The sequence below is a fragment of the Parabacteroides sp. AF21-43 genome (assembly GCF_003635435.1).
Taxonomy (GTDB): Bacteria; Bacteroidota; Bacteroidia; order Bacteroidales; family Tannerellaceae; genus Parabacteroides; species Parabacteroides distasonis.
The window spans coordinates 98,449-110,994 of record NZ_QTMG01000003.1 but is presented as its reverse complement, the minus strand read 5'-3'; the positions used below and the strand labels follow the sequence as shown (position 1 = coordinate 110,994).

The window sequence follows — 12,546 nt, the reverse complement described above, 5'->3', positions numbered from 1 at the left end:
CTGCATGAACTATTTTAAATAAATGAGAATAACTTAGAGGCAATCGAGGAAATGAGCTTCTTGCATTTCTTGCCGATTGTCTCTTTTATTTGTATAGGAGGATTGTCTCTTAAAGCCATCACCTTATTTTTACTTCTTTGCCGGGAGGAAGAGCCGCGAACCAAATTATTCAACATATTATCGGAGGCCCTGTCTATTTTAGATACTGATATCCGGCCAAGATAGATCTCGGTAGTCCGTAGGGACATATGTCCTAAGGATTGGCTGATAATGCCGATTTCCGAATTCGCCTCCAGCATCATGGAAGCCCAGCTATGCCGCATCACATAGGTAGTGAATGGCTGTTCGAAGTGTAATTGCTCTCCCATTTTCTTTAAGTGGCGGTTCACTCTCCGAAGCGCAGACTGGGCCGTGACTTCTCCCTCTCCGCTGATTTTCTCGTGTAAGAAAGGGAATATCCACGGGTTATTGAAACGCCGATAAGAGAATATGATGTTCTTCATCTCGGGGGTGATCTTTACTTGCATCGCTACGCCAGTCTTGCTACGTACGTAGTGGATATAATCATCGTTTATATTGCTGTGTCGCAAATTAAAGACATCCACGAAGCACATACCTCTAGCGTAAAATAAGAAAAGAGCCAAGTGAAGGGCCGTACAGGCGTGTGGGTTCTTGGGCCGCTCAAGAGTCGCCAGATTTTGTAGGTCGAGGCTTGGCAAAGCCCTTTTCCGGGTGGGTGGGACCTTTATCTGCAGGCCGGAGAATGGGCTTTCTCTCGGAACATCCATTTGTTTATCTTGAGCGATCTTGTTGTACATTGTCTTTAGATTACGAATGTAGAAGTCCAAACTACCCGGTTTCAAGGGAGCCTGTTTCCCATCTTCCCCTTGCATCAACCATAAAAGATAGTGATGAAGAAAATCGGTCGTTAAGTCGACAAATGTAAACTCCGTTACTCTCGGACCTAAAAAGGTGGATAATTTATTCCATGCGCTTCGGTAATTCCCAGCGGTTCTTCCTTTCCCCTCATCGATTTTACTACTGATCAATTCTTCTATACATTCCTGTAGCAAAGGGGAGTTGTCTGTTGTTTCTATATTCATATGATTACTATTTATGGATATAGAATAACAAAAATAGAAAAGATTGGTTTTATCAAAACCTCCCCTTACCAATTGTGGTAGAGGAGGTTTTGTTTTATTTATAGTTTATTTGAAAGCTTTCTCACTAATTCCGTCTCCATCGAGCCTCAATCGCTCCATATAATCCGGAACGGTACGGCCTAACGCTTTATCTACGTATAGTTTAGCCAAGTATTGAGCGAGCATGAAGCCGTGACCTTGCAAACCGACGAATAGTCCGTTATCCGGATCGATAATGTAGCGAGGCTCTACATAATAACCGGACCATGTGGCTTGTACGGGTACTGTGGCTAACGATGGAATCCAATCGCAGAACACCTCGGAGATGATCTCCATGAAACGACGGGTATTAAACTTCAACTCATCAAAGTTGCTGATCTCCGCTTTAGCGTCGACAGCGGGGGAGGCGCAAGCGATAATCTGTCCGGTCTCGGCGAATTGCTGACCGTAGACAGCGGAGAAGTCGTTACGTTTCCGGCGGTCTATCAACATATCGAGGATATCCCCGTCTTTACCCAGATTCGGTAGGCGATGGGTAATCAACGCTTGGTGCTTGACCGGATAGAGGCCGGTGTAAAGGCCTAGCATGCGGGCGAAACGCTCGGCGCTATAACCGAGGGCGTTCACGAAATGATCGCATTCGTATTCGATGTATCGCTTATCATGCGTATATAATAAGACGTGATATTTTCCACCGTTTTTGTGTACTTCCACTAGGTGTGTGTCTTCCAAAACCTCACCTTGCCGCTCTTTGCCTTTGTTTCGTATAAAGTCTATCACACGCCCCGGGGTAGCTTGCCAACAATGCTGGGAGATTTGTGCGGCGAAATAGGTGTTTTGGTTCGTGTTGAAGTAGGGAGACACCTCTTTCTGGAAGTCTTTCTTGTCGATCAAATAAGCGTTGGACCAACCGCAGGAACGTTCCAGATCATTGTAGGTAGCCTCGTCGTGGGCGAACGTGATATAGCGTATCTCACGGTAATGGATATCGTATTCTTTTTGTGTCTCCTCGAATATCGTTTGGTTATTACGGGCGATCTCCGCTAATTCGGGGATCGAGAACGCTGGACGACCACCACCGATATTACGCCATGATGATCCTCGATCCGCATTAATAAGCACGGTCTTTTTACCGGCTTCCGCAAAATAACGGAATAATGCGCTACCACCTATACCTCCGCCGGCGATTAAGACTTCCGTCTTACGAACCTGCTTTCCGGAATCTACTTTATAGGTATCCGCTATCTGACGCTGCGGATACATTTCCCCTAGGACGAAGCGGGTAGATAGGGGAGCACGGGGGGTAGCGTCGCCTACCAGTTCGATACCTTTTTCCCTTAGTTTCATGCGTAGGCGGGGTATGCAGCGTTTTCCCCGGCATGGCCCCATTCCTAGGCGGGTGATATGTTTTACCTCGTCGACGGAGATATATTTACGATCCCCAATGGCGGAAAGTAGCTCGTCCAAAGATACGTCCTCGCAATGGCAAACATAGGTCTCCGACTCACACTCCGGCTCTTGCTTGAAGTCGATTTCCTCCGGATAGTTTTCTTTTACGATGAATCCTGTGATATTCAATAAGGCATCGTTTTCCATTCCTGCCGCTTTCACACGGGCCACGTTTGTTTTTGTCGGCTTCTTTAATACTTTCTCAATGATACCTTCGCCTTGTTTCTTCCCGTTATCATCGACGAGCCACACCTCGGCACCTTCTTCTACCTCGTATTCTACCGGTAAGAATAAGTTTTGCTTCCGGGTATCGTAGCCGAAAATAGCCAGCCCCGGACAATGGGATACGCATTGCATACAGCCGGTACATTTTTCGTAATCGATCTCGGGCGTTACGCTGGTGGAGCTTTTGGTGATCGCCTTTTGAGGACAAGCGAAAGAGCAAGGGTTACAAGCGAAACCGTATAGGCAATCCAAACGAACGAAAGGGCGTTGGGCTTGACGTTCGGGAGTGGGCCTTGGAGACTCTTCCTTGATGCGGATCGGATGTTGCTGGGAGTCGATGTATTCCTTAGATATTTGTAAGTAATCGTTGTAGTTGAAACGTACGCCTAGCTCTTGGGCGATCTCATAAGCGGCTTGCTTTCCTCTTAGTACGGCGGTAGTACCTTCTCCGATTCGTACGGCATCACCTACGCCGGCACAACGTTTTCCAAATGTATATTGGCCTTTGGTTAGCAATTGGTTGTCGGGAATCAATCCTGTACATATATTAATAACATCAATACCATCAATCACTTTCTCTGTTCCCGGGATTGGCTTGAAGTTCTCGCATTCGCAGACAACCGCGCCGGTGATACCTGTCCGATCCTGGTTTGGAATGGCTTTCAAAAGCATATGAGAGGTATAAATAGGTATGCCAAGGCGGCGAATTCGATTCGCTTGTACCGGAAATCCACCTTCATGGGGCATCGCCTCTAAAATAGCCTTGACTTTCGCTCCGGCTTGCATCAATTGGTAAGACGTTAGGTAACCTATATTACCGGCGCCTACTGTCAATATGTTTTTGCCGAGTAACGTGAATTCAGCGTTCATCATTTTCTGTACGACTGCCGCTGTATAAACTCCGGGCACATCATCATTCTCGAAGGTCGGCATAAAAGGAACCGCACCAGTAGCGACTATCAAGGCTTGAGCTTCTACATAAAAATTTTTATGGTTAAGCATGTCTTTTACGGCGATACGCTTATTTTGTAGGATATCCCAGACCGTAGAATGTAAGAAAATACCAGAGTGGTCGTCTCCGGCTAAAGTTTTCGCTATATCGAAACCACGCATACCGCCAAAGCGCCGCTCTTTCTCGAAAAAGAAAAATGCATGGGTTTGCATCAAGAATTGACCGCCAATCTTATCATTGCTATCGATTACGATGCTGTTCAAGCCTAGCTCTTTTAAGGTTTCCCTACAAGCTAATCCAGCGGGGCCGGCACCAATGATGGCCACATCGGTTCGATAGATCTCTACCGGTTCTTCTCTGGGTTCTATTTGGGAATCTGTCGTATAATTCTGTACTGTTATTTCCGATACTTCCTTTACATTGTCTACTTTCGTAATACAGATACGCTTTACTTCTCCGTCTACCAGCATTTCGCAGGCGCCACATTTACCGATACCGCAATTCAACGAACGGTTGCGGCCATTTACGCTATGACTGTGTACTGGATAGCCGGCCTGATGTAAGGCGGCGGCGATGGTAAAACCCTTCATTCCCGTTACGGGTTTGCCATTGAATAAAAAAGTGTGTTCTCCCTCTTGTGGAATTGTTAAAATAGGATGATTAACGATTCTTTCCATAATTGCTATTGATTTAATTGGGCTAAAATTACGGATATAATTGGATAAATGTCCTAATTTTACTTGAAATCTATTCATAAAAAAGCGATTATCCCTAAATATTTAGGAGTAATCGCCGTGTTTTACTTGAAATTTGTCGTTTTGGGTAACTGCTCCACCAACCATAGCGTCGGAAGCGCTTTCATTTAATGTTAATCCTAGTGCGCTAACGATAGGAACCGTTAGAAAAGTGTTCCTCATCCGCTTCCGCATTCATCCGGAAGGCAAAGAGCATTATCATAAACAATAATATAGAAAGTAACTTCTTAATCATGCCTCAAACCGATCAATCATCATTTTTATCTTTGTTTGTAAAACAATTTGCAGCTTGAAATGTTTTATATTCAAACAGTCGATAAAAAGAAAAGCTCTCAGCCTAAAAGAAATTACTGGTGAACCTTTTCAAACAATCTTCTGTTATACTATAAAATGACTCAGAAGTCACCTTGATAGTAGTCATCGTATAATAATTTGTTAGTAGTATTTGTTTTTTCATATAAGTAGAGTTTGTTATTTGTTTGGTCCGCATGTAGCTGTGAAGCTGGATGCGGATTTTTATTTGTTTCCGCATGGAATCCATATGTTAATGCTAAAATATAAGATGTTGTGTGTCATGATTATCTGTAGATAGGCGAAATTCGGCATATCCGTTGTTCTATATCTATTGATTACGTTAATATGAATAGATTGTTTAATTAAAAATCTTATCCGGATTCAGCGATCCAAGAGGTATATGTTGCGGAAAAGACTGAAGGTAAACTCTTTAAGGTGATTTTGGTAATCGAGGGCAAGGAGGCTATCGCTATCTTTAATGAAAAGGGAGAAGAGATGAAGTAGTTATTAATGAATAGGATAATCCAAGATAGAAATAAACTCTATATTTGTCCCAATAACCGTATGCAATGAGCGTCTACCACTTTTCAGGTAGGCGTTCTTTTTTCTTCTATTCCCATTCTCCCTTCCAAATGGGAGATCATTGTACTTCGACACTACACTGGCGATTCAAGTCCAGATTTTTTAATTAGCTTGAGAAAGAGACTGTTTTTTGAATTTCGCTATTCATTTATTGTTTATCAATAAATATTTATTACATTTGCAACGTCGTTTAAAATTAACATCATACGTCATGAAAAGAATTTCAACAGCATTTCTTCAAACAGTTATTGTTCTTATCGGTATTGTGGCACTTATTATTTTGATTTGGTTTCCCTTAACTGAGGGACGAGCCACACACCTAGATTTATTTAGTACTTACGCTGATCCATTTATCTTATATGGATATGGAGCGTCAATCGCTTTTTTTGTTGCGTTGTACAATGCTTTTAGGTTGCTCGGTTATATTGGGCAAAATAAAGTGTTTTCAACAAACTCTGTAAAGACTTTGAAGAACATAAAGCATTGTGCGATCTTACTAAGTATTTTAATCGTGGTGGCAGGACTATTTATAAGGTTGACCCATAATACAGAAGATGACCCCGCAGGTTTTCTTGCCATTTGTATCGTAACTACTTTTGCCGCTATCGTAGTTGCGACAGCCGTGGCTGTATTTGAAAAATTATTGCAAAATGCGATAGATATGAAATCAGAGAATGACTTAACAGTTTAATTATGCCTATTATTGTAAACTTAGATGTAATGATGGCAAAGCGGAAGATTTCTTTGAACGAACTTTCTGAAAGAGTTGGTTTGACATTATCTAACCTTTCTATCTTAAAAACGGGAAAGGCGAAAGCAATTCGTTTTAGTACCCTAGAGGCAATTTGTAGAGCATTAGACTGTCAGCCAAGCGACATTTTGGAATATGTAAATGATGAGAAAAAAACAACATAAGGAATCAACACTTTGATGTGGTTCAGTCTGCTTATTAGTATAATACAACTTTATGTAGTGCCTAACTCTTGTAAGAGTTTGTTATTTTTGATCCGCATGTAGCAGTGACGCTGGATGCGGATTTTTATTTTCTGTTTTATTTTGGCTATTGAAATTCATCAAAAGCATAAACATTATGATCTTTAATCTGGTTGTAATAATATAAGGTATTAGTTTAAGGCAATATATCCACTTCCGCTTCACCTGTGAAGGCCGAGCGGTTTGGTTTTCTAACTTTACTTCATGGCGTTTAAATCCTGTTCATGCAAGACTTAAGCGCCATTTTTCTGTACTTTCCCTTGAAAACTTTATGGGATCTACTCGGTATCTTTATTTTCAGTCTCTAGTTCCTTGATCTCTTTATTCAGAAAGACAGACAGAACTGTTCTCAGCACGACTATTCCACCTAAAATGGCCAATTCATTAAGTGTTGGTTCCAATACTGTTTTTAAGATATCTGACGCTATCAAAAATTCTAGTCCGAGAAGTAAGTATGTACCGAATACAGCTCTTAGTTTTCTTATGTTAGTAATGGAATAATTACCAGTAAGTCGCTTAAGTTCATTTCTGAAAAATGAGATGACTCCGATTAATGCACCATAGGTGACAATCAGAAGGCTTGTCACACTTATTATTGTCGCTAAGGTATTTAAAAAACCAGTAAGCATAAATAGACCATTTACAACCATAACATAAAAGGCCTATAGAATGTTTGTTGGAAGGCTCGCAGGTATGGTAGGTTTTCGGACTCACACTTTTACACGTATAGGATCAATCATGGATAAAAAACAACCCGGTAGTACAAAACTTGCCGGGTTGCTGTCTGTGTTATTCCAGAACGTCAAAAAATCCCCAATATTTTCACTTGCAACAAAATGCGCATCAAACATAATCTTTATTATTTGAATATCAAAACAAATCTATTAAATATTTTTCTTTTAAGCCTATTTTTATTGTTGTAGGACCATCTGATTTCTTTTTAAGGAAACTACTTCCTATCTAATGGCAATGAACTTCAATGATCTCATTTAGATTAGTGGTATATAATTTAGAGATGTGTTCATTTTCCATTTTTGCTATTTTATGTAAAAGAATTAAAGATGAAAATCTGTCTATATGATTTGTTTATTTGATTAAATATATTATATTTGTAGTAATAAAAATAAAGATTATGGAAGACCTTGAATTAATATCATTGTTGAATGAGTGTAATAAGATGAGTGTTTTTGAAGTGAGTAATTATCTTTTAGGAAAAATGGATTATTTGTCACGTATAAAAAGTGATAAGTCAAATAAGATACTAAAGTATATAGAGTCTTTTGTCTGGATGATAAATCACGCGGGTAACCGTAGGCCAAGTTATGTCTCTGATAAAGATTATGAATTGATGCAAAAATCATTTGCGATTATTTATAGGAATAGTATTATCCATTGAGTAGAATCGAAAGTCTTTTTTAACTTTAGGCAAATGACTCTAGGCTAAATTCTTTTGATTTAGCCTAGAGTCATTGATAGTGTCGTAGAATCTTTAATGATTACAAACCTTTGTAATATCTACCGTGAAACCATTTTCGACAGGCATGAATTTCCCCTTTTGTTTCAGAAATACGATTAACTCATCCGTATCCATATTTTCTGCCGAACAAGTATAGAAACGCTGATCCTCACCAAAAGTCTTAACGATCGCTTCTTTTAAAGAAGCTTCTGAATAACTATTACCCTCCATCATATGAAGGACTTCGTGTGCATGTAACTGTTCCATAAATCAAATTACTTAATTATCGGATACAAAAATAAGGGGTTTATCCGTATAAAGGTGTAACAAATGTGACATCCTTTCAACTTTAGGCTTTTCTAAACAAAAATTAATCAAACCTGTTTAAATGATAGGACGTCTTATTTTTTAATAACTAAAATATATCACAATATGAAACGTATATTCTTCATGACATTGTTTGTCGCATTAACGACAATCACATATAGTCAAACGGATGATAAAGGATATGAGGAAGGCAAATGGGTACTGAAAGGTGTGACAGGTTTGAACTTGTCGCAAACGGCGATGTCGAATTGGTCGGCTGGCGGTGAGAACTCTGTTGCCGGAAATGCGTATCTGAATGGGACATTAACACATAAAAGCGGTGACTGGTTATGGGTAACCAATCTCGCTCTCGATTACGGATTATCAAAGACTAAATCGCAGGGAATGAGGAAAAGTACCGATAATATAACCCTGTCTACCCAATTAGGATATTCCACCAATAATGTATGGTATTATACGTTGATGGGAGATTTAAACACCCAGTTTGCCAAAGGATATAATTATCCGGATAAGACACATTATATATCGAACTTCTTTGCGCCGGCGTATTCGAATATCTCCGTAGGTATGGAATATCGTCCCAAAAGCAATTATTCGGTTTATCTTTCTCCGGCTTCCACGAAGATGACTTTCGTGGAGGATGATTACCTTTCCGAGTTAGGAGCTTTCGGGGTCGATCCGGGAGATCGCTTCAGAATGGAATGGGGAGCTTACCTGAAAGCTCGTGCGGAATTAATCGTGATGGAAAACGTGAACTTGATTACTACAGCTGACTTTTTTACTCCTTATAGCGATCAATTCGGAAATATCGATGTCAATTGGGATGTATTGATAAGCATGAAGATTAATAAATTCCTGTCCGCTACACTCAATACGACGCTTAAATATGATAACGACGTGAAAACTTTTGAGGATAATGGAGAGAAACGGGGGGCGAAGGTCCAGTTCAAGGAAATATTAGGCATAGGTGTCGCCTATAATTTTTAAGTGGCATTTACTTGCAGAAAATTCATAGTTATGACTACTTTCACTCATAGCTATGAATTTTTTTATAACTATGACTTTTTCTTGTAGTAATGATAACGCTCCAACACTTCCCGCACGTAATTATATGTTTCTGAGCCACGCAAGTATCCATGCTTGCAAACAGGATCGTTATAATACTCGGGATCATTTTTCAAACGAATATATTCCGCTACATTATTATCCCATTTATTGGGATCTTTTCCATATTTTCGGGCCAATCGCTGCGCATCGTAAATATGTCCGATCCCAGCGTTGTAAGCCGCTAGGGTAAACTTGACTTTTTCTTCAGGATCCGTAATCTCAGAAAAACCTTGACGGAAGCGCCGTAAACAATCTACTCCCGTACGGATTCCCGTATCCGGATCTTTCAATTCATGCGGGGTGACACCTAATGCCTTCGCCGTATTTGGCATGATTCCCATAAGCCCCTCGGCACCGGCCCACGATACAACCGTAGGATTGAAATGAGACTCTTGATAGGAAATAGACGCCAGCAGCTGCCAATCCCATCCGATGTTTTTCGCATGTTTCTTGAAAAAAGGGTCATACGGGGAAATATGTCCATTCTTTACCTCCGGAATATCTGCGGTAAAAGGTCGCTTGCTTAATTCAAAGTACCGCTTAGTAACTGCCTTGAAAGAATGTTTACCCGTTTTATCGGAAGCCCATTCATCGATGGCCTTCGCCAAGTCCGGACTACTTTTCCTTACCACCCATGAAGAGCGTTGGGGAAAACTAACCTTTAGGTCGACATTGATATTCCAATAATAAGTCTTGTTTAGGCGGGCGGTGTTATCATCGCTGATCGTATAGGGAATTTCGCCCAAGGAGACCATCTCGATAAGATCTTCGGTAGCAATGGAGTCATTTTCCACTTTTTGGATATGGATTCCTCCGCCGAGTTCCTCATCCAAGTTCTTCAGTCGTTCGGAGTATTTGGTGTTAGGCTTTACGTAAACATTCTTATCGATTAATTGAGTGACATCGGTAAGAAGCTTATCGCCTTTATTGGCCCGTTGTATCAATACTTGACTGGAGATATCCTCCCGGCCGCAATAAATGACCTCTTGTTTCAGCTTGTTATTGATTGGGATAGGGTAGGCTACAACATCGGCCTCACCGGCTTCAAGCATCTCGATCAGGCGGGCAGGATTCTCGGCGACCTTGATGTTTAATTTCAAACCTTGGCTCTTGGCAAAATCGTTTATCAGATCGTATTCGTAACCCATGGGTTGCATCTTATATTGGAAGTAGGAGGTAGAACTGTATAAAGTCACCGCCGTGATCTCGCCTTCCGCTTTCAGTTGCGGTAAATCCACGAAAACGGAAACGTCCTCTTTCTCCTCTTGTTTGTTACCGTTGCAACCATACAAGAAGAACAAAAAGAGCAGAAAGGGGACGTATTTCCTATACATTATATTATATGTTTATTTTTTCTCAAGCAAAACCACGTTCTCCACATGATGTGTATGAGGAAACATATCGACCGGACGGACTTTCTTGACGGAGTATTTCACGCTCAACAAACTCAAATCGCGGGCTTGCGTAGCAGGATTGCAGCTAACGTAAACGATACGTTCCGGCTCGGCGAAGAGAATAGTGTTGATCACATCATCATGCATACCGGCACGTGGTGGATCGGTAATAATAACATCCGGACGTCCGTGTTGGTTTATGAAATCCTGCGTAAGGATATCTTTCATATCACCGGCATAAAAAAGCGTGTTCTCTATATGGTTCAAGGCGGAATTCACTTTTGCGTCCTCGATAGCCTCCGGTACGTATTCGATGCCGATAACCTTCTTTGCTTGACGAGAGACGAAATTAGCGATCGTACCTGTCCCGGTATATAAATCGTACACCATCTCATTTCCGGTAAGACCCGCAAATTCTCTAGCCACTTTATATAGATTATAAGCCTGTTCACTGTTTGTCTGATAGAAAGACTTAGGACCTACCTTGAATTGAAGCCCCTCCATCTCCTCGATGATATGATCTTTTCCCTTGAATACGAGAACTTCTTGGTCGGTGATCGTGTCATTACATTTGCCGTTGATGACGTACATCAAGGACGTGATTTCCGGGAATCGTTCCGCCAGATGAGATAATAACGCTTCCCTGCGCTCTACATCCTCATGGAAGAAAACCAATACGACCATCAAATCCCCAGTGGATGCCGTACGGATCATCAACGTACGAACGAATCCCTCTTGGTTCCGTAAATCGAAGAAAGGATATCCCTCATGAGATAGGCAATATTCCTTGACGCAAAGACGGATCTTGTTCGATATAGCATCTTGCAACCAACATTTATGGATGTCCAATACCTTATCGAACATCCCCGGTATATGAAACCCGACACCATTCATGCAATCGAAAGAGGCACCGGACTGGATCTCTTCCTCCGTAAGCCATTTCTTGTTTGAGAAAGTAAACTCAAGCTTGTTCCGGTAGAAAGTCGTGCGCTCGGAACCTAAGATCGGAAGTTTCTCTTCCATTTCGACTTTCCCGATGCGGGTAAGATTATCGTAGACCTGTTTTTGCTTATAGTAAAGTTGTTCCTCATAGGGAAGATGTTGCCACTTGCAACCTCCACAGACACCGAAGTGCTCACAAAACGGCTCCGCACGTTTGGCCGAGTACTCATGGAAATATACAGGTTTCCCCTCCGCATAACTATTCTTCTTACGGGTCAGTTGAATATCAACCACGTCTCCCGGAGCGACGAAGGGTACAAATACCACCATATCGTTCACTCTCGCGATAGCCTTGCCCTCGGCGGCTACGTCCGTAATGGTTACCTTTTCTAATATAGGCAACTGTTTCTTCTTTCTTGCCAATGTCGTTAAGTTTTAAATTCGCTTCGCAAAAATACTTACAATTCCGCTAAGAACAAAGAGCTTCGTTCTATATACTTAAATGAGTCCGGCAAACAGTTCTCGTTATTCTATCAAGATTGATGAAGATATGATTATGGACAGAAAGGGATGTATAGTATGTGTTTATAAATCAATATATTGCAGTTTCTTAAAATTTCTTATAAGGAAAACTTTTGTTTTGCTATAGAAAAACTTTAGTTCCACTAGGGAGAAACTTTAGTTTCATGCTGTAGAAACTAAAGTTTCTTCAGCAAAAAACTCCTGAGTCTTCCTATTGGAAATAAATAGACAAATAAAAGAAAAAGATCATATATTATATGTAAGGGGCAAAGAGATAGGCGGGAAATCCGATGGGAAATGGAAGCGTCAACAAACTTCCGCACGCAAATGTAAGCATTTGCTGGATATAAATGGTAAAGAATAGTTGTAAAACATGTAAAAATCTTTAACGCTATTCGTGCTTGCA

12 protein-coding genes are annotated in these 12,546 nt (G+C 41.0%); 4 read left to right on the top strand and 8 right to left on the bottom strand.

From position 1 onward, the window contains the following. Positions 1-14: 14 nt before the first annotated feature. The 3 genes from DWX84_RS03585 to DWX84_RS21450 form a co-directional block, all read right to left on the bottom strand. The gene (locus DWX84_RS03585; protein ID WP_048927273.1) at positions 15-1,103 is read right to left on the bottom strand and encodes a phage integrase SAM-like domain-containing protein; all 1,089 of its coding nucleotides are present in this window, start codon (positions 1,101-1,103) and stop codon (positions 15-17) included. A gap of 105 nt (positions 1,104-1,208) precedes the next feature. Then, positions 1,209-4,445 carry an FAD-dependent oxidoreductase gene (locus tag DWX84_RS03580; protein WP_048927274.1) on the bottom strand — a complete coding sequence of 1,079 codons (3,237 nt, stop codon included), beginning with the start codon at positions 4,443-4,445 and terminating at the stop codon, positions 1,209-1,211. 102 nt (positions 4,446-4,547) lie between these two features. Then, positions 4,548-4,685, bottom strand: coding sequence for a hypothetical protein (locus tag DWX84_RS21450; RefSeq protein WP_008772202.1), 138 nt, complete (start codon positions 4,683-4,685; stop codon positions 4,548-4,550). A gap of 925 nt (positions 4,686-5,610) precedes the next feature. Here DWX84_RS21450 and DWX84_RS03570 point away from each other — a divergent pair. Together DWX84_RS03570 and DWX84_RS03565 are read left to right on the top strand one after the other, a co-directional pair. Beyond that, the gene (locus DWX84_RS03570; protein WP_048927275.1) at positions 5,611-6,090 is read left to right on the top strand and encodes a DUF2975 domain-containing protein; all 480 of its coding nucleotides are present in this window, start codon (positions 5,611-5,613) and stop codon (positions 6,088-6,090) included. A 2-nt stretch (positions 6,091-6,092) separates the two neighbouring features. After that, the gene (locus DWX84_RS03565; RefSeq protein WP_005862373.1) at positions 6,093-6,314 is read left to right on the top strand and encodes a helix-turn-helix transcriptional regulator; all 222 of its coding nucleotides are present in this window, start codon (positions 6,093-6,095) and stop codon (positions 6,312-6,314) included. Positions 6,315-6,670: 356 nt separating this feature from the next. Here the strand turns inward: DWX84_RS03565 and DWX84_RS03560 are convergent, their stop codons facing one another. Further along, complete coding sequence (locus DWX84_RS03560; RefSeq protein WP_005857075.1) at positions 6,671-7,021, bottom strand: DUF1622 domain-containing protein; 351 nt, start codon at positions 7,019-7,021, stop codon at positions 6,671-6,673. Between the two features lie 331 nt (positions 7,022-7,352). Beyond that, positions 7,353-7,424: a hypothetical protein gene (locus DWX84_RS22150; protein WP_350453580.1), complete on the bottom strand. Its 72-nt coding sequence runs from the start codon at positions 7,422-7,424 to the stop codon at positions 7,353-7,355. A gap of 100 nt (positions 7,425-7,524) precedes the next feature. On the opposite strand from DWX84_RS22150, the gene DWX84_RS03550 reads away from it, so the two are divergent. After that, entirely contained in the window at positions 7,525-7,788 is a 264-nt protein-coding gene (locus DWX84_RS03550; RefSeq protein WP_227154340.1) for a hypothetical protein, read from the top strand. Positions 7,789-7,881: 93 nt separating this feature from the next. On the opposite strand, the gene DWX84_RS03545 is transcribed toward DWX84_RS03550, so the two are convergent. Then, the gene (locus tag DWX84_RS03545) at positions 7,882-8,115 is read right to left on the bottom strand and encodes a YecH family metal-binding protein (protein ID WP_048927276.1); all 234 of its coding nucleotides are present in this window, start codon (positions 8,113-8,115) and stop codon (positions 7,882-7,884) included. 165 nt (positions 8,116-8,280) lie between these two features. Here DWX84_RS03545 and DWX84_RS03540 point away from each other — a divergent pair, with 165 nt between their 5' ends. After that, positions 8,281-9,162 carry a DUF3078 domain-containing protein gene (locus DWX84_RS03540; RefSeq protein ID WP_048927277.1) on the top strand — a complete coding sequence of 294 codons (882 nt, stop codon included), beginning with the start codon at positions 8,281-8,283 and terminating at the stop codon, positions 9,160-9,162. Positions 9,163-9,230: 68 nt separating this feature from the next. Here the strand turns inward: DWX84_RS03540 and DWX84_RS03535 are convergent, their stop codons facing one another. After that, positions 9,231-10,616: a transglycosylase SLT domain-containing protein gene (locus tag DWX84_RS03535; protein ID WP_048927278.1), complete on the bottom strand. Its 1,386-nt coding sequence runs from the start codon at positions 10,614-10,616 to the stop codon at positions 9,231-9,233. Between the two features lie 12 nt (positions 10,617-10,628). Beyond that, positions 10,629-12,041 carry a 23S rRNA (uracil(1939)-C(5))-methyltransferase RlmD gene (rlmD, locus tag DWX84_RS03530; protein WP_048927279.1) on the bottom strand — a complete coding sequence of 471 codons (1,413 nt, stop codon included), beginning with the start codon at positions 12,039-12,041 and terminating at the stop codon, positions 10,629-10,631. Positions 12,042-12,546: the final 505 nt, after the last annotated feature.